This is a genomic window from Kitasatospora sp. NPDC088861, from assembly GCF_044750105.1.
GTDB lineage: Bacteria > Actinomycetota > Actinomycetes > Streptomycetales > Streptomycetaceae > Kitasatospora.
Genome location: NZ_JBIVJF010000007.1, coordinates 243,285 through 260,543, shown reverse-complemented (window position 1 = coordinate 260,543; position 17,259 = coordinate 243,285). Strand labels below are relative to the sequence as shown.

The window sequence follows — 17,259 nt, the reverse complement described above, 5'->3', positions numbered from 1 at the left end:
ACATGCCCAAGGGTGTCCCCGAGAGCGTCCCCGACGATGGCCTGACGACCCGTCAGCGCCGCACGCAGCCGATCACCGCCGTGCACACCGGCCCCGGCAAGGGCAAGTCCACGGCCGCGTTCGGCATGGCGCTGCGGGCCTGGAACCAGGGCTGGCCCGTCGGGGTGTTCCAGTTCGTGAAGTCCGCCAAGTGGAAGGTCGGCGAGGAGCACGCGCTGCGCGTGCTCGGCGCCTCCGGCGAGGGCGGGACGGTCGACTGGCACAAGATGGGCTCCGGCTGGTCGTGGATCCAGCGCTCCAGCGAGATGGAGATGGACAGCGAGGCGGCCGCCAAGGAGGGCTGGGAGCAGGTCAAGCGCGACCTGGCGGCCGAGACCTACCGCTTCTACGTGCTGGACGAGTTCACCTACCCGATGCACTGGGGCTGGGTCGACCCGGAGGAGGTCGTGTCGGTGCTCAAGGACCGCCCGGGCAGCCAGCACGTCGTCGTCACCGGCCGGTACGCACCCGAGCCGCTGACCGAATTCGCCGACCTGGTCACCGAGATGACCAAGGTCAAGCACCCCATGGACGCCGGCCGCAAGGGCCAGCGCGGTATCGAGTGGTAGACCGTTGAGCACTGCCGGCAGGCCGTTGGCCGCCATCCCCCGCCTCGTCATCGCCGCGCCCTCCTCGGGCGCCGGCAAGACCACCGTCGCCACCGGCCTGATCGCGGCGCTCACCGCGCGCGGGCTGGCGGTGTCCCCGCACAAGGTCGGCCCCGACTACATCGACCCGGGCTACCACGCGCTCGCCGCCGGGCGCCCGGGCCGCAACCTGGACGCCTTCCTGTGCGGCCCGGAGCGGATCGCCCCGCTCTTCCTGCACGGCGCGGCGGGGGCGGACGTCGCGGTGGTCGAGGGGGTCATGGGCCTGTTCGACGGGGCCTCCGGGCGGGGGGAGCTGGCCTCCACCGCGCACGTCGCCAAGCTGCTGCGGGCGCCCGTGGTCCTGGTGGTGGACGGCTCCTCGCAGTCCCGGTCGGTGGCCGCGCTGGTGCACGGCTTCGCCTCCTGGGACCCGGAGGTGCGCCTCGCCGGGGTGATCCTCAACCGGGTCGCCTCCGACCGGCACGAGCACCTCCTGCGCGAGGCCCTGGAGGAAGGCTCGGGCGTGCCCGTGCTGGGCGCGCTGCGCCGCTCCACGGCGGTCGCCACGCCGTCCCGCCACCTCGGGCTGATCCCGGCCGTGGAGCGCTCGGCGGAGGCCCTGCGCGCCGTCGCCGACATGGGTGAACTCGTCGCCGCCTCGGTCGACTTGGACGCCCTGCTCGAACTCGCCCGGACGGCCCCGGAGTTGACCGCCGAACCGTGGAACCCGTCGGCCGAGGTCGACCCGGTGGCCGGCACACCGCGGATCGCGGTGGCGGGCGGCGCCGCGTTCTCCTTCTCGTACGCCGAGAACGCCGAACTCCTCACCGCCGCAGGCGCCGAGGTCGTCCCCTTCGACCCGCTGCACGCCTCGGCGCTGCCCGACGGCACGGCCGGCCTGGTGATCGGCGGCGGCTTCCCCGAACTGTACGTCCGGGAGCTGAGCGGCAACACGGCGCTGCGCGGGGCCATCGCGGAGTTCGCCGCCGGCGGCGGCCCGATCGCCGCCGAATGCGCCGGACTCCTCTACCTGGGACGCGAGTTGGACGGCCTGCCGATGTGCGGCGTGCTGGACACCGGCGCCCGGATGACCGAACGGCTCACCCTCGGCTACCGGGAGGCCGTCGCCCTGCACGACTCCCCGCTCGCCCGGACCGGCACCCGGGTGCGCGGCCACGAGTTCCACCGGACGGTCTGCGAACCGGGCGCGGGCGAGCACCCCGCCTGGGGCTGGCGCCTGCCCACCGGCCCCCGCACCGAGGGCTTCGCGGGCAGCCACGTCCACGCCTCCTACCTGCACCTGCACTGGGCCGGAGCCCCGTCCCTGGCCACCTCCTTCACCTCCGCCGCAGCCACCTACCAGGCGACCCCCGGGAACCCCGCGTCACCGTGACCCCCCCTCGGGCCCTGCCCGTCTCAGGACGGGCCGTTGCCGAAGGTGCCGGTCAGGGGGTCGGGGCGGTCGGGGCGGTCGGCGCGGTGGCAGGTGGCGCAGCGGAGGCGGGTGTAGATCGCCACCGGGCCCATGAAGACGTCCTCGCGGCCGTCCGCCGGGGAGGCGGAGGCGGCCGGCCCGCCGCAGTCCAGGCAGGCGCGGCGGGGGCGGGCGGCGATGGAGCAGGCGCGGCAGACCAGGTGGGTCGGGTGCTCGGCGTGGACGACCACGGGCTGGGGGCCGCCGTTGAGCAGGTGGACGCACCACGTGCAGGACTCGTCCGCCTGCGCCGCCAGCATCCGGGCCCTGGTCTCCTGCTGCCACCTGGCGGCCTTCTGCACCGGGACCGTCACCGGCGACCCCCACCCGGCGGCACTGAGCCACTGGGCGCCCTCCGCCCCTGCCGCCCGCAGCTGGTCGTCGACGGCGATGTCCCTGGGGGTCTTGTCCTTCATGGGCTCCTCCTCCGGTGCGGTTCCCGCCGGGTTAACGCCACCGGGGAGGCCACGGACACGCGAACTGCCCGACCACTACGGCCGCCTGCCGCTGCTGACACCGCCCGCGCACGTCCGGACCGACCGTCACCGCGGGGCCGCCCCGGCCCCCCAACGTACGCCGAAGCGCCGGACCGCGCGGCGGTTCAGGCGCAGACGCCGGGGGCGCGCTCAGCCCAGCAGGGGCTCGGTGTCGCCGTGGGCGACGAGGAGCTTGCGCAGCAGGGTGTCGAGCTGGGCACGCTCCTCGGCGTCGAGACCCGCGAGGATGCGCTCCTCGTTGCGGACGTGGCCGGCCAGCGCGGTGTCGATGAGCTCCTTGCCGGCCAGGGTGAGGCGGACCAGCACGACGCGGCGGTCGTCGGGGCAGGGGTTGCGTTCGACCAGGCCTTTGGTGGAGAGACGGTCGACCCGGTTGGTGATGGGCGCCGGAGGTGACCATGGCGGCCTTGAGGAGGGCGCCCAAGGAGCGCTGGTGGGGGCGCGCAGCCGTGCTCGGGATGCTCAACATCGGGCTGTTCTTCCCACTCACCTTCGTCGGCCCGGACAAGGAACACGCCATGCACTACGTCCTCATCACCCGAACCGACCACAACCCGGACGCCGCCCTCCGCCACACCTCGCCAACGTCGGCGCCACCATGGAGCCTTACCAGGGCCACCCCGTCGCCATCACCACCGTCCCCGGCCTGCCCACCTGACCCCACCACCCCCAACCAACACACCGTCGCCCCGCCGAGCCCCACCGGCGGAGACCTGGCTCGTCAGCGGCGAGCGCACTCCTACCAACTGCGCTTCCGACCAAACCGGTTCAACCCTGACGCGTGGCGTTAGATGCCCCCAGGCGGGTAGACGACGGTTAGCCTGAACCAACTGGCGCGAAAGGAATGGGATGGCCTGATGGTCGATTCCGACGGCGTGCGCACTGCGGTCGCCGCACAGATCGAGGAGTTCACCCAGGGCGCCAACGCGGGTGTGCGCAGCGTCCTGGTCAAGACACTCGGCAATCCTCAGCTCACCGTCGCCCACCATGCGGACCTCGTGCTGCCCGCCGCAAGCCTGGCGAAGATGATCCTGGGGGTCGCGCTCTTCGAGTGGGCCGAGCGCGGCGAAGTCGACTTGGACGCCCGGGTCCGCATCGGATCCCTTCCCGGCACCATGTACCCGAGCGTGCTCCAGGCCCTCGATCCCGATTCGACCGTCACCGTACGGGAGTTGTGCGGTTTCACCCTGGTGACCAGTGACAATCCAGCGGCCGAGCACCTTCGCGCGGTGTTGGGGCAGGACCGGATCGACTCCACGATCAAGACACTCGGGCTGCACGCGACCCTCTTCCCGGCAGGATTCTCCGAGCGTGAACTCGGCCCCCTCGGACGCGCCAACACCACCACCGCCGAGGACATGCTGCGGCTGGTCGAGCACATCGACCGGGCGCCGCATCTGGAGCCGATCCGCCGGTATCTGGTCAACTACCTGAGGAACGACAGGATTCCGTCCCGACTGGACGACGATGTCCCGGTGCGGCACAAGACCGGCAGCCTGCGCGGCATCGTCAACGATGCGGGCATCGTCCTCCACCCGGCCACTCCCATCGCCATGGTGTTCCTGACGGATCATCAGTCCGATAACGTTCGTGCGGCGCAGGAGATCGGGGAAGTCTCCGAGCGGATCGTCCGGATCATCGCAGACGGCGCGGCGCTCTGACGTCGCCCACGGGGGTGCCGCATGGCCGTGTCTCGAGAGCGACAACTGCGCAAGATCCTGGCGCTCGTCAACATCCTCGCACTCACCACGGGACTGGCGTGTGTGGTGGCGGCCGCGCTGCTGACCCACCAGCAGGTCGTCGCCACCGTTCTCAGCCTCATCGGCGGCGCCTTCGTCTCGGCAGCGGCCGTGACCCTGGCCATCGGGTCCCTCACCGTGCGGGAGACCACGGAGCAGGTGGACAGCGCAGTCCTTCGCGGCATGCAGGACGTCCTCGGCCCGGTACGCGATCCGCTGTTCTCCGGCGCGCTGTCCGCCTACCGCTACGACTGCCTGCTCTCACCTGCGCCGGCAGGCGACGCCCACCCCGACTACCTCTACCAGAGCTTCCGGATCTCCTACCGGATCGATGTCCTCCCCAAAACGGTGACCATCGCATGTCTCGCCTCCAACGACGATGCCGGCCTGGACGGATTCACCGGGCCGGAGTGCCTGCTCCGGTGGATGATCGACGACAACCTGGACCCGGACGATCCCGAGGTCTTCACCATCGGAGCGGTCCGGGTGGACAACCGGGACCTGGAACGCAAGCCCTCGACGCATGAGACGGTCGCCGGCGGACGAGCCCGGGTCGACCACTTCTCGGTGCCCCGCGACGCCCAGGTCACCGTGGGCCATCTCGTCGAGCTGAGCATCACGGCACGCAAGTTCGTGGGCAACGATCGCCGGGTCCGCATCCAGGCTCAGGTGTTCCGCCACGTCACCGATGCCGAGTACCGGCTCACCATCGACCCTGCTCTCAAACCTACCCGCCTGAGCGTGAACGCCTCGGAGATCAGCGCGCTCGGAGCGGCCCACGGCGCCAGTGTCCGGGCCACCTTCCCCGCTCCGTTCAACAACACGGCAGGCCTGATCCAGTTGCCCTTCCCGCTCCAGCCGGGGAGCGTCATGGCGTTCACCATCGACCGGGACGTGGCCTGAACTGCGACACCCGGCGGGCTGCGGCTGTGGCCTCAGCCGGTGGCGCGGATGTAGATGTCGGCGGCGCCGGGGGCGGCGCCGGGGATGGTGGCGACGTAGATGCGGCGGGTGGTCTGGGGGTGGCTGGGGGGCGGGGTGGGGGTGAGGGAGGGAGTGGGGGTGGGCGTCGGGGTGAGCGTTGGGGTCGGGGTCAGGGGGAGGGTGACGGAGGGGGTGGGCTCGGGGGTTTCGTCGTCGAGGTCCGGGGTGGGGTCGGCGTCGGCGTCCGGTTCGGCGTCGGGGTCGGCGGCCTGGAGGCCAGGGGGTGCCGGGGGCGCCGGGGGCGCCGGGGGCGCCGGGTCCGCGGTGGTGGCGTCGGGGGTGGGGGTGGGCTCAGGGTCCGGGAGGAGTTCGGGGGCCTCGGCCGGGCCGTCGCCGCCGAGGGCGGCGGTGAGGTCGGCCGGGAGGGGTGCGGTGGGGCCGGGGGCCGGGAGGTCGTAGGCGCGGAGGAAGTCGCCGAGGCCGACGTCCTTGCCCGCGACGCGGTAGTGCAGGTAGGCGATGGGGGCGCCGTCGGGGGTGTGGGTGTAGACGGCGCCGACGGGGACGTAGGAGCGGCCGACACCGGGGTGCTGGGAGGGGTGGAGGCCGGCGAGGAGTTCGGCGCGGTCGCGGTCGGTCTCGCGGCCGACGCGGCCGGCGGTGAGCGAGTTGACGCCGCGCACCACGAGGGCGGCCGCGACGGACACGCAGAGGACCAGTCCGACGGCGACGGTGCGCCGCAGGACGGGTCGGCCGTGCAGGGCCGGCCAGGAGTCGGTGACCGCGCGCTCGGGCGGGATGCCGTCCACGATTGTCGTTCCCCCGTTCGATCAGGACGTCATTGTGCTCGACGAGGGACCGTAGCCGAGAGTTCCTCAGCCCAGGTAGGCGGGGGCGACCGCGGCCTGGGTGACCCGCCGGGGGGCACCGCCGCCGTCGGCGGGGACGGTCCACAGGTCGGCGCCGTAGTCGCCGGGCAGAGCGTAGAGGAGGGTACCGGTGTCCGACCAGACGGCCTGGTCGTCGATGTTGCGCTGTTCGGCGGTGGCCGTCTCGGTCATGGTGGCGAGGTCGAGGACGTACAGGCGCCAGGGGGCGTCGGGGGACAGGCCGGGGACGCGCTTCTTGTACGCGATGCGGGTGCCGTCCGGGGAGAGCGAGGGGCACTCGACGTTCTCGTGCAGGGTGGTGAGGGTGTGGGCGGCGAGGTCGCCGCGGACGAGGTGGGTGTGGCCGGCGGTGGCGAGGGTCGCGTAGAAGGTGTTGTCGTCGGCGAAGGTCACGCCCCAGATGTTGATGTCGTGGGCCTGGTAGGGGTGGCCGTCCTTGATCACGTCGAAGGTCTCCAGGTTGTCCCGGAGATTCCAGTCGCGGACGTCGACGATGGAGGTGCGGGTGGAAAAGTCGGTGCCCGCGTAGGAGTCGCCGCTGACGAAGACCGTCCAGGCGGCGAGGTGCCCGGACGGGGAGACCCGGGAGCGGGTGGGGATGCCGGCCGCCGGGTAGGAGCGCCGTTCGCGCAGGTGGTCGTCGAGGACGACGGCGCGGTAGGTGTCCTCCAGGGCGCCGTGCTGGGCCTGGAGGCAGATGCCGGTGCCGGCGGCGGCGTAGAAGCGCAGGCACTGGACGCCGGAGGCGGTGCGCGGACCGTCCGGGCGGTCGGCGGGGACGGCGGTGAGTTCGTCGCGGTGCGGGCCCCAGGCCATGTTGCGGAAGACCAGCTTCCGCCCCTCGGAGGGCTTCTGCAGGGTGACGGCGCCCTCGGTGACGGCGGGGCCGCCGGGCTGGGCCTGGTCGCGCCGGGCGGTGCGGTCGGCGGCGTGGAGGACGGCCCCGGTGCCGACGGCGCCGAGCAGCAGGACGGCGACCAGGAGGATGATCACCCTGGTCCGGTTCTGGAGTCGGTTCACGGGCTCTCCTCGACGGTGGTGGTGGCGGGTTCACGCAGGACGGCGGCCGCGCCGAGCACGCAGAGCGCGAGCGCCCCCGCCGACCAGCCCAGCGCGCCGGTGCCGCCGACCGCGCTCCACAGCGCGCCGAACAGCAGCGAGCAGGCGAACCGGGCGAGCGCCTGCCCGGTGCCGACCAGGGCCAGCCCGGCGCCGCGCTGCCCGGCCGGGACGGCGTCGGCCGCGGCGGCGGCGAGCACGCCGTCGGTGGCCGCGTAGAAGGCGCCGTGCAGCACGAGGACGCAGACGGCCACCGCCGGGCCGCCGGCCGGCGAGAGCAGCAGCCCGTACGCGAGCAGCAGCAGCACGTGCCCGCCGAGGAAGAGCCGGCGGCGGCCGATCCGGTCGGCGAGGGCGCCGAGCGGGACGGCGAGCAGCAGGAAGGCGGCGGCGGTGCCGAGCGGCAGCAGCGGGAACAGGTCGACGGAGAGGCCGAGCCGGCGCTGGACGAGGAGGTAGAGGAAGGAGTCGCTGACGGTGGTGAGTCCGAGCAGGACGGCGCAGAGCGTGAGCCGTCGCAGCCCGGGCAGCCGCAGCAGGGTGAGGCTGTCGCGCAGCGTGGGAGCAGTAGTTGACGGTTCGCCAGTCGACGGCCGGTTCGGCACGAACAGCAGCAGGACCAGCACGCCGAGGGCGGCGACGCACGCGCTGACCGTGAACACCGCGTTGTAGCCGTGCCGCTCTCCCCCGTCGGCGAGCATCGGCCCGCCCGCCAGGCGCAGCACGAGGAAGGCGGTGAGCGGGCCGAGCAGGGCCCCGGCGGTGTCCATCGCCCGGTGCACGCCGAACGCCCGTCCGCGGTGGGCGGGTTCGGTGGAGAGCGAGATCATCGCGTCCCGGGGCGCGGTGCGCAGGCCCTTGCCGGTGCGGTCGACGGCGATCACGGCGCCGATCAGCGGCACGGTGTGGACGAGCAGCAGCAGCGGTTTGCAGAGCGCGGACAGGCCGTAGCCGACGGCCGCGACGGCCTTGTGGCGGGCGGCGCCGTCACGGCCGCGGCGGTCGGCGAGGTGGCCCCCGGCGAGGCGCACGAGTGCGCTGAACCCGTTCTGGATGCCGTCCAGCAGCCCGAACCCGAGCGGGGAGAGGCCGAGGCCGGTGAGCAGGTAGAGCGGCAGGACGGCGGTGACCATCTCGGAGGAGATGTCGGTGACCAGGCTGACGGCGCCGAGGGCGAGCACCGTCCCGGGTACGGCGCGCAGGGCGGCGCCCCGCCGCCCCGGCGGCTCCGTTGCGGAGGCCGGGGCGGCGGGGGCCTTGGAGCTGCGGGAGTCCGCGACGTACACGGGCGTCAGTTCCAGATGCCGGTGATGTCGGTGGCGTTGGCGGCGTTGCCCGCGTGGGTGGTCAGCCCGGCGAGGTCCTCCAGGGTGCGCAGCACGTTGTAGTGGTTGTAGGTGGTGCCGGTGCTGCTGCCGGGGGTGACGTGGGCGCCGTAGACGACGGTCGGGATGCGGTTGCCGGCGAGGCGGTTGTCCTCGTCGAAGGTGACCACGAGCAGGCTGTTGTGGCTCTTGGCCCAGTCCGCGTAGGCGGCGAGGTTGGTCTGCAGCCAGGCGTCACCGGTGCCGACGGAACAGTCGTGCATGTCGTTGCACAGGTCCGGGATGACGAAGGAGACCTTGGGCAGGGTGGTGTAGTCGGTCGGGAAGGCGTCCATGCCGTAGGCGCTGGAGGCGGGCACGTTGCCGAAGCCGAACCACGGGTTGTGCTTCTGCGCGTAGTTGTCGACGCGGCAGTCGGTGGCGCCCTGGGCGGGCAGGCCCTCGTTGTAGCTGGCCCAGGTCCGGCCGGCGGCGAGCAGTTCGGAGCCCAGGTTGGGCTGCTGGAGGGCGCCGACGTCGACGCAGCTGTCGTCGGTGACGCCCTGCGCGCTGCCGGAGAACAGCATGTAGTAGTTGGGCTGGCTGGGGTGGGTGAGCGCGAAGGACTGGGTGAGCGCGGCACCGCCGGCGACCAGCGTGTTGTTGATGTACGGCGCGCTGGAGCTGCTGCCGATGACCTGCGAGTAGGCGTGGTTCTCCATCATCACGACGATCACGTGGTCGGGCGAGGGCAGCCCGCCCGTGGTGTCGGCGGCCGCGCTGCCGCCGGCGGCCCACAGGCCGAGCGAGCCGCCGACGAGGCCGAGCCCGGCGGCGAGGGCGGTGAGGGGCCGGCGGAGCGGGCGGCGGAGCGGGCGGCGGGAGGGGCGGCGGGGGGACGTGGTTCCGGGGGTGCGGAGTCGTGCGAAGGCCATCGGGTCCTCCGTGCGTCGGGGCTGCCTGGTTGGAGCGCCGAGAACAGTAGGATCGCGCCGTGTCGTGTACCGCACAAGACAAGTGAAGAACAGACGAACAGCTGCCGCCCGTCGGCGGTCCACGTCACAACCGCCCCGATTGACCCGTTCCGACCGGGCGTGGTGGGATCACGGGGGCCCTTGTGGCGGGATCGCGGATGCTCGTGCGCGGGGATCGCGGGGCTTTGGGTGAAGGAGCGGGACGTGATCGGACTGGTCGCCCTCAACGGGACGGGCCGCCTGCTGGCCGACGAGATCCACGCCGCCTGGCCCGAGACCACCCGCGTCCACACCGCGGTGGTCAGTGCCTGCTTCGGTCCGACCGAGGCCCTGGACTACGCCCTCGGCCGGGACGACCTGGTGGTCTGCCTCGCGCCGGTCGCGGCCACCGTGCGGCTGTTGATCGACGGCTCGCACCTGCGCCCCGGCGGGCCCGGCCTGGTCAGCCTGGACCTGAACCTGCGCTACGCCGTCCCGCTGACCGGGCGCGACAGCGGCGCCGACGAGCTGGCCGAGGAACTCGCCGCCCTGCTCGGTGTCCGGGCCGTCCTGGCCAGCGGCCCTCCCCCGGCCACCGCCCCGCCCTTCGCGCATCTGGCCGGGCACGCGTCGACGTCCACCCGCGGGCCGCGCGGCTCGGCGGCCGCGCAGGCGCTCGCCGAGGGCCGACCGGTCCGGCTGGAGAGCGACCTGGCGCACCCGCTGCCCGCCCTGCCGTCCTCCGCCCGTCCCGACGCGCCCGCCGACGCCCCCGTCCTGCGGGTCACCGACCGCACCCACCCCGAGGAGGACGTGCTCCTCGTGCACCCGCGCACCCTGGTCGTCGGGGTCGGCGCGGGCGGCGGCGCCACGGACTCCGAGCTGATGCGACTGATCACGGACACCCTGGCCGAACACGGCCTGGCCCGCGCCTCGATCGCCCGGCTGGCGACGGTGGCCGGCAAGGCGGACCACCCGGAGGTGCGCTGGGCCGCGTTCTGCCTCGGCGGGGTGCCGGTGGACGAGCACCCGGCGGCGGCCCTGGCCGCGGTGGCGGTGCCGAACCCGTCCGACCTGGTCGGCGCCGCCGTCGGCACCGCGAGCGTCGCCGAGGCGGCCGCCCTGGCGAGCGCCCCGGGCGGCGAACTCGTCGCCACCAAACGGAAGTCCGCCGCGGCGACGGTCGCGATCGCCCGGGCGGCGGTCCGCGGACGCCTCGCCGTCGTCGGGCTCGGGCCCGGCGCGCACGACCTGCTGGTGCCGCGCGCGCTGGCGGAACTGCGGCGCGCGTCGGCGGTCGTGGGCGCGTCGGGCGCGGTCGAGGCGGTCGCCGAGCTGCTGCGGCCCGGGACCAGGCGGATCGCGACGGACGACGGCGCCGGGGCGGCCGTCGGGGCGGCCGTCGACCTGGCCGCCGACGCGGCCGTTGACCTGGCTGTTGACCTGGCCGCGCACGGGCACGCCGTCGCACTGGTCGCCCTCGGCGACGGCGCGGCACTGAGCGTGCCGCCGGGCCCGTACGACGTCCACCGCGTCCCGGGGCTGCCCCTTCATCCGCTCGCCCCCGATGTGCCCGCCCACCCGCAAGGAGACCCCGCGTGACCGCCCCCGAACCCGACCTGCGCCACCACGGCGACGCCGAGGTGCGCGCCGACGGGTCCGGCCTGGTCGACCTCGCCGTCAACGTCCGCACCGGCACACCCCCGGCCTGGCTGCGCGACCGGCTCGCGGCCACCCTCGGCGACCTCGCCGCCTACCCCGACCAGGGCGCCGCCCGCGCCGCGGTGGCCGCCCGGCACCGGCGGCCGGCCGACGAGGTGCTGCTCACCTCGGGGGCGGCGGAGGCCTTCGTCCTGCTGGCCCGTGTCCTGACGGCACGTCACATCGTCGTCGTGCACCCGCAGTTCACCGAACCAGAGGCGGCTCTGCGGGACGCCGGACACCAGGTGCACCGGGTGCTGCTGTCCCCCGAGGACGGGTTCCGGCTGGGGGCCGTCCCGGAGGAGGCCGACCTGGTCGTCCTCGGCAACCCCACCAACCCGACCTCCGTCCTGCACCCCGCCGACGCCGTCGCCGCACTCGCCCGCCCCGGACGCACCCTGGTGGTCGACGAGGCGTTCATGGACACCGTGCCCGGCGAACGCGAGTCCCTCGCCCCGGCCCGGGACCTGCCCGGCCAGGTCGTCGTCCTGCGCAGCCTCACCAAGACCTGGGGCCTGGCCGGACTGCGGATCGGTTACGTCCTCGGGCCCGCGCCACTGATCGCCGCACTCGGCGCCGCCCAGCCGCTCTGGCCGGTCTCCACCCCCGCGCTGGCCGCCGCCGAGGCGTGCAGCGGCCCGGCCGCGCTGGCCGAGGCGGAGGCAGCCGCCGCCGAACTGGCCTTGTGGCGGACGTACTTGCTGAAGGGCCTGGCCGCCTTCCCGACTCTTCGGGTGTACGGCGAGCCGGCCGCGTCCTTCGCCCTGGTACGGCTGCCGGAGGCGGCGGCCGTCCGGGAGCGGCTGCGCGGGCGCGGCTTCGCCGTCCGGCGCGGGGACACCTTCCCGGGGCTGGGCGAGGAGTGGCTGCGGATCGCCGTCCGGGACGAGGCCACCACCGACCGCTTCCTGGACGCCCTCGCCGCCGTCCTCGGCCCAGCCTGACCCCCGCCACCGCCCCGACCCCGCCTGACCGCCGCCCCGACCCCTCCTCAGTCCAGCCTGATCGCATCCCCCACCGCGACCCGGCCGGGCACCAGCACCTGCGCGTACACCCCCGCGCAGGGCAGCGCGGGCATGCCCTCCAACGGGACCAGGCGGTTCCGCTCGGCCGGGACGCGCAGGGCGGACGTGCTCCGGGGCAGCGGGCCGTGCCGCAGGGTCGGGACGGCGCAGCGCGGCGTGGGCACCACGACGCGCAGCCGCAGCACCGGCCCGATCGCCAACTCCCGCCCCACCCAGGCGTTCTCGACGTACCCCTCGCCCTCGGTGCGGATCACCAGGTTCGGCCGGTAGCGCTCCGCCTCGGCGCCGGTCGCGGCCAGCGTCGAGGTGGTGACCAGGTGCAGCGGGGCGAAGTCGAAGAAGCCGCCGTCCGGCGCGGCCCGGCCCAACTCGTTCACGGTGACGTCGACTTCGGCCTCGATGCCGTGCGCCAGCACCTCCTCCGGCACGGCCCGCTCGATCGTTGCCCCGGGCGGGCACTCGGCGATCAGGGCGACCTTGCGGCCGAGCGCCGCCGACAGCTCCTCCTCGTCCACGCACCGCCCGTCCGGGCCGGTGATCACCACGCCGCCCGCCGTGGTCGCCGCCGTGTAACCGAGCAGGCCCGCCCACAGCCGCGGGTTCTTGGCGCTGGCGACCTTCCCGGTGTCGAGGTCGAGCAGGGCGCGGCCGCGGTCCCGCTCCAGGCCGCGCCCGTCCACCCCGACCGCCGCCAGTTCCTCCCCCAGCAGCGACTTCACCGGGTAGCGCCGCAGCCGTTCGACCGTCCCGATCCTCATGCCGCGACCGCCCATTCGCGCAGGGCCATGAAGTCGGCGGCCAGCAGGCCGATTCGGGGGTTGACGTGGAACGTGAGTGCCGGGGCGGGGTGGTGGGCGGCTATCCAGGCGGTGTCCTGCGGGCCCAGTTCGTCGTCCACCCAGGCGAACGGGCGGCCGTCCGCCCAGGCGACCACGTCCCGGGTCTTCCAGTGCAGGCCGTCCGGGTCCTCCCCGAACAGGTCCGTCCACTGGATGTAGGGGAGTTCGGGCAGTCCGAGGTTCGGGCCGATGTGGGTGTTCGCCTCGCCCATCCAGCCGGTGGCCCACACCAGTTCGTACGGCAGGCCGAGCAGTTCCGGCCCGTGCGCCGGGTTCAGCCACACCCGCAGCGGCTTCGCCCGCGCGTGGGAGTAGTGCGCCTGCCGGTCCGCCCACCAGGTCGGGAGCAGGCGGTGGGTGTCGTACCCCTCCGGCCGCCGGGTCGTCGGCGCGGCGTAGGGGTTGAGCGGTCCGTCCACGTCGAGGAGGAGCAGGGGCAGCGTCATGCCGTGAATTCTCCGGCCGACCCGGCGGATTGACCAGCGGTTTGCGGGTTCACGGCCGGTGCCACAGGTTGCGGGCGGCCAGCAGCGGCAGCACGCCCTCGCCGAACCAGTACGCCTCCTCCAGGTGCGGCATGCCCGACAGCACGAACTCGTCGATCCCCAGCTCGTGGTACTCGGTGATCAGGTCCGCGACCTCCCGGTGGCTGCCCACCAGGGCCGTCCCGGCGCCGCCGCGCAGCAGGCCGATCCCGGCCCACAGCCCCGGGTACACCTCCAGCCGCTCGGCCGATCCGCCGTGCAGCGCGAGCATCCGCCGCTGGCCCTCCGACTCGCTCTCGGCGAGCGCCCGCTGGGTCCGGCGCACGAGCCCCGGGTCCATTCCGGCGAGCAGCCGCTCGGTCTCCGCCCAGGCCTGCGCGGCGGTGTCCCGGGTGATCACGTGCAGCCGGATCCCGAACCGCACCACCCGCCCGCGGGCGGCGGCGAGTTCGCGGATCCAGCGGATCTTCTCCCGCACCTGGGCGGGCGGTTCGCCCCAGGTCAGGTAGACGTCCGCGGACTGCGCCGCGACCTCGCCGGCCGCCGGGGACGAGCCGCCGAAGTACACCGTCGGCACCGGCTCCGGCAGCCGGTTCAGCCGGGCCCGCTCGACCCGCAGATGGGGCCCGTGGTGGTCGACCGTCCCGCCCGCCCACAGCCGCCGGACGATGTCCAGGAACTCCCCGGTCCGCGCGTACCGGGCGTCCTTGTCCAGGAAGTCCCCGTAGGCGCGCTGCTCGGCGGACTCCCCGCCGGTCACCACGTTCAGCAACAGCCGTCCGCCGGACTGCCGTTGGTACGTCGCGGCCATCTGCGCGGCCAGCGTCGGGCTGATCTGCCCGGGCCGGAACGCCACCAGGTACTTCAGCCGCTCCGTCACCTGCGTCAGCATCGCCGTCGTCAGCCAGGCGTCCTCGCACCACGCCCCGGTCGGCGTCAGCACCCCCTCGAACCCCAACTGCTCCGCGCTGCGGGCGACCTGCCCCAGGTACCCCAGGCTCGGCGGCCGGTCCGCCCCCGCCACCCCCGGCGTGGACCCGTGACCACCCCCGACGATCTGCCGACTGTCACCGTTGGTGGGAAGGAACCAGTGGAACACGAGCGACATGAACGGACACACTCCTACGCCGGGTTGCCTGCGGGATGAGGACGGAGACACTCACCGGCAACACGCGGCCGCGCACACCCGCACCAGGTCCACGTGCAGACGTCGCACGAGGACACGGCGGGCGGAAGCGGTCATGCGAGCGATTATGCCCGACGACGACGGCCGCCGGCCCTCCCTCGTACGGGAGGACCGGCGGCCGGTGCGGAGCGGGGGCGGATCAGACCTGGCCGGCCTTCTCCAGGGCCTCGCAGCAGGTGTTGATCATGAGGCGGGTGACGACGTACGGGTCGATGTTGGCGTTCGGGCGACGGTCCTCGATGTAGCCCTTCTGCTCCACCTCGACCTGCCACGGGATGCGGACCGAGGCGCCGCGGTTGGAGACGCCGTAGCTGTAGACGTTCCACGGGGCGGTCTCGTGCTTGCCGGTCAGGCGGGACTGGATGTCGTCGCCGTACTGGCTGACGTGCTCCAACACCTTGTCCTGGGAGGCGCCGAGGGACTCGCAGGCGGTGATGATGGCGTCGTAGCCCTCGCGCATCGCCCTGGTGGAGAAGTTGGTGTGCGCACCCGCGCCGTTCCAGTCGCCCCTGACCGGCTTGGCGTCCAGGGTGGCGTCGATGCCGAACTCCTCGGCGGTGCGGTACAGCAGGTAGCGGGCGATCCACAGGTCGTCCGAGACGGTCAGCGAGGAGACCGGGCCGATCTGGAACTCCCACTGGCCGGGCATGACCTCGGCGTTGATGCCGCAGATCGCCAGGCCGGCGTCGATGCAGCGGTCCAGGTGCAGCTCGACGATCTCGCGGCCGAAGACCTCCTCGGCGCCGATGCCGCAGTAGTAGCCGCCCTGCGGGGCCGGGAAGCCGCCCTCCGGGAAGCCGAGCGGGCGGGAGCCCTTGAAGAAGGTGTACTCCTGCTCGATGCCGAAGATCGACTCCTGGGCCGCGTACTTCTCGTCGACCTCGCGCAGCAGGGCGCGGGTGTTGGACTTGTGCGGGGTGCCGTCGGTCTCCAGCACCTCGCACAGGACGAGGATGTTGTCACCGCCGCGGATCGGGTCCGGCACGACCTTCACCGGGTCCAGCACGCGGTCCGAGGCGTGGCCCTCCGCCTGGTTGGTCGAGGAGCCGTCGAAACCCCAGGTCGGGATCTTGTCCGCGTTGGGCAGGACCCGAGTCTTGGAACGGAGCTTCGCGGTCGGCTTGGTGCCGTCGATCCAGATGTACTCGGCCTTGATTGCCACGGCGGTGTACCTCGCATTGCTGGGTGGTGGGTGCCCGCGTAGCGTCGCAAGCCGCCGTTTCCCGGTTGTTCCTCTCGTGTAACGCGGATGTGAACCAACCCTCCGTGATGGCACGGTCACGGTGCGGGAGTGCCAGGGCGACATCCGGAGTGGCGGGGTGGCACCCGGGGTGCCGAGGTGGCACCCCGGGTGGCGCTCCCGCACCGCGAGGGGCCGGGGCTCAGTGCCGGCGGGCGTGCGCGGCCCGGCGGCGCCGGGTGGCCCACAGGGCGCCGGCCCCGCCGGCGACGAGGGCGGCGGCCCCGACGGCCAGCGGGCCGGTGGCGCTGCTGCCGCCGGTCGCGGCGAGGCCGGCGGCCGGCTTCTCCGACGGGCCAGGCTTCTCGGTGGCGGCCTGCGGGACGACGGCGCGGGTGGTGGTGTCGGCGACCGGCTGGGCGGTGGCGGCGGTGCCGGTCGGCGCGGGCGACGTCGGGGCCTGGGTCGGGGTCGCGCCGACAGCCGGCGCGGAGGGCTTCTCGCAGCTCACCGAGGCCACGGTGATCCTGCCGGTGACCTTGGCGACGTTCAGGTTCAGCGGGTTCACCTCCACCTGGACCTCCAGGGCGGAGGCGGCGGCGGTGGTCGAGGTGGTGCTCTTCTTGGAGAGCTCCACCGACACGCTGCCGATCAGCGGCACGTCCACCTTGGTCGGCCCGTACAGGCCGATGGTGACGGGCTTGCCGAGCACCGTCAGCTTGGCGGGCGCGACGACGTCGGCGGTCGGCTGCCCGTCGACGGGGCAGGTCGCCTCGGCGCTCATCGCCTCCAGGCCGATCAGCGTGGTGGCGGGCAGGCCGGGGGCGTGCACGTCGGCGTTGACCAGCTTGACGGAGGCGGCGGTGCCCTTGGCGTCGATGCGGGTCACGGCCGTGCCGATGTCGGCCTTGACCAGGGTGACCGGGCCCTGCTGGTCGACGCCGTCGACCTTGGCGGTGAGGAGCGAGCCCTCGCGCTGGGCCGGCGTCTCCACCTTGTTGAGCGCGAGGTCCACCGGGACGTCGACCGTCTTGTTCAACAGGCTGACGTCCAGGGCGAGTTCGGCGGTGACGGCGCGCGCCTTGCCGGGCGAGGCGGCGGACGACGGAGAGGACGACGCAGTGGCCGCCGGGGCGGCGCACGCGGGCGGGACGGTGAGCAGCGTGCAGGCCGCGACCACGGCGGCGGCGGAAGCGGTTCGGCGGACGGAACGGACGGAGCGGGCGGAGCCGGCGGAACGGGTGGAACGAGAAGACATGGCGGTACCCCCACAGGTGCTGTTGATCCGGAGCGCGCCCAGACGTCACCCGCGACAGGCGGGGAGGGGCCGGCGTTCCGAACGGTGAGCCGCCAGTCTTCTCGAACAGTCCGTCA

17 protein-coding genes are annotated in these 17,259 nt (G+C 73.7%); 6 read left to right on the top strand and 11 right to left on the bottom strand.

Going from position 1 to position 17,259, the window contains the following annotated elements; translation table 11 throughout:
* Positions 1–2: 2 nt before the first annotated feature.
* On the top strand, positions 3–608 hold the full coding sequence (gene cobO, locus ACIP37_RS16115; protein WP_400807545.1) for a cob(I)yrinic acid a,c-diamide adenosyltransferase: 606 nt from the start codon (positions 3–5) through the stop codon (positions 606–608).
* 25 nt (positions 609–633) lie between these two features.
* Positions 634–2,022 carry a cobyrinate a,c-diamide synthase gene (locus ACIP37_RS16110; protein ID WP_363580681.1) on the top strand — a complete coding sequence of 463 codons (1,389 nt, stop codon included), beginning with the start codon at positions 634–636 and terminating at the stop codon, positions 2,020–2,022.
* A 23-nt stretch (positions 2,023–2,045) separates the two neighbouring features.
* Here ACIP37_RS16110 and ACIP37_RS16105 read toward each other — a convergent pair whose 3' ends face one another.
* Together ACIP37_RS16105 and ACIP37_RS16100 are read right to left on the bottom strand one after the other, a co-directional pair.
* Entirely contained in the window at positions 2,046–2,519 is a 474-nt protein-coding gene (locus tag ACIP37_RS16105; RefSeq protein WP_363627922.1) for a hypothetical protein, read from the bottom strand.
* 210 nt (positions 2,520–2,729) lie between these two features.
* Positions 2,730–2,906 carry a hypothetical protein gene (locus ACIP37_RS16100; RefSeq protein WP_400844001.1) on the bottom strand — a complete coding sequence of 59 codons (177 nt, stop codon included), beginning with the start codon at positions 2,904–2,906 and terminating at the stop codon, positions 2,730–2,732.
* A gap of 551 nt (positions 2,907–3,457) precedes the next feature.
* On the opposite strand from ACIP37_RS16100, the gene ACIP37_RS16095 reads away from it, so the two are divergent.
* Complete coding sequence (locus ACIP37_RS16095; RefSeq protein ID WP_400807539.1) at positions 3,458–4,261, top strand: serine hydrolase; 804 nt, start codon at positions 3,458–3,460, stop codon at positions 4,259–4,261.
* Between the two features lie 21 nt (positions 4,262–4,282).
* A complete protein-coding gene (locus ACIP37_RS16090) occupies positions 4,283–5,242 on the top strand; it encodes a hypothetical protein (protein WP_400807536.1) in 960 nt (319 codons plus the stop codon).
* 32 nt (positions 5,243–5,274) lie between these two features.
* On the opposite strand, the gene ACIP37_RS16085 is transcribed toward ACIP37_RS16090, so the two are convergent.
* The 4 genes from ACIP37_RS16085 to ACIP37_RS16070 form a co-directional block, all read right to left on the bottom strand.
* On the bottom strand, positions 5,275–6,072 hold the full coding sequence (locus ACIP37_RS16085; RefSeq protein WP_400807533.1) for a hypothetical protein: 798 nt from the start codon (positions 6,070–6,072) through the stop codon (positions 5,275–5,277).
* A gap of 66 nt (positions 6,073–6,138) precedes the next feature.
* The gene (locus ACIP37_RS16080; RefSeq protein ID WP_363580565.1) at positions 6,139–7,173 is read right to left on the bottom strand and encodes a TolB-like translocation protein; all 1,035 of its coding nucleotides are present in this window, start codon (positions 7,171–7,173) and stop codon (positions 6,139–6,141) included.
* On the bottom strand, positions 7,170–8,498 hold the full coding sequence (locus ACIP37_RS16075) for an MFS transporter (protein WP_363627924.1): 1,329 nt from the start codon (positions 8,496–8,498) through the stop codon (positions 7,170–7,172). Before ACIP37_RS16075 ends, ACIP37_RS16080 begins: the two co-directional genes overlap by 4 nt.
* A gap of 5 nt (positions 8,499–8,503) precedes the next feature.
* Positions 8,504–9,451: an alkaline phosphatase family protein gene (locus tag ACIP37_RS16070; protein WP_400807528.1), complete on the bottom strand. Its 948-nt coding sequence runs from the start codon at positions 9,449–9,451 to the stop codon at positions 8,504–8,506.
* A gap of 243 nt (positions 9,452–9,694) precedes the next feature.
* Here ACIP37_RS16070 and ACIP37_RS16065 point away from each other — a divergent pair, with 243 nt between their 5' ends.
* Both ACIP37_RS16065 and cobC read left to right on the top strand, forming a co-directional pair.
* Positions 9,695–11,071, top strand: coding sequence for a cobalamin biosynthesis protein (locus ACIP37_RS16065; RefSeq protein ID WP_400807526.1), 1,377 nt, complete (start codon positions 9,695–9,697; stop codon positions 11,069–11,071).
* Positions 11,068–12,114 carry an Rv2231c family pyridoxal phosphate-dependent protein CobC gene (gene cobC / locus ACIP37_RS16060; RefSeq protein WP_400807523.1) on the top strand — a complete coding sequence of 349 codons (1,047 nt, stop codon included), beginning with the start codon at positions 11,068–11,070 and terminating at the stop codon, positions 12,112–12,114. Before ACIP37_RS16065 ends, cobC begins: the two co-directional genes overlap by 4 nt.
* Positions 12,115–12,161: 47 nt before the next feature.
* On the opposite strand, the gene ACIP37_RS16055 is transcribed toward cobC, so the two are convergent.
* The 5 genes from ACIP37_RS16055 to ACIP37_RS16035 all read right to left on the bottom strand — a co-directional run bounded on the left by ACIP37_RS16055 (position 12,162) and on the right by ACIP37_RS16035 (position 17,143).
* The gene (locus ACIP37_RS16055; RefSeq protein ID WP_363580555.1) at positions 12,162–12,953 is read right to left on the bottom strand and encodes an MOSC domain-containing protein; all 792 of its coding nucleotides are present in this window, start codon (positions 12,951–12,953) and stop codon (positions 12,162–12,164) included.
* Positions 12,950–13,480 carry a hypothetical protein gene (locus ACIP37_RS16050; protein WP_400807522.1) on the bottom strand — a complete coding sequence of 177 codons (531 nt, stop codon included), beginning with the start codon at positions 13,478–13,480 and terminating at the stop codon, positions 12,950–12,952. Before ACIP37_RS16050 ends, ACIP37_RS16055 begins: the two co-directional genes overlap by 4 nt.
* Before the next feature lie 49 nt (positions 13,481–13,529).
* A complete protein-coding gene (locus ACIP37_RS16045) occupies positions 13,530–14,627 on the bottom strand; it encodes an LLM class flavin-dependent oxidoreductase (protein WP_400807519.1) in 1,098 nt (365 codons plus the stop codon).
* 217 nt (positions 14,628–14,844) lie between these two features.
* A complete protein-coding gene (glnII, locus tag ACIP37_RS16040; protein WP_363580549.1) occupies positions 14,845–15,867 on the bottom strand; it encodes a glutamine synthetase in 1,023 nt (340 codons plus the stop codon).
* A 220-nt stretch (positions 15,868–16,087) separates the two neighbouring features.
* Positions 16,088–17,143, bottom strand: coding sequence for an SCO1860 family LAETG-anchored protein (locus ACIP37_RS16035; RefSeq protein ID WP_400807516.1), 1,056 nt, complete (start codon positions 17,141–17,143; stop codon positions 16,088–16,090).
* Positions 17,144–17,259 lie beyond the last annotated feature (116 nt).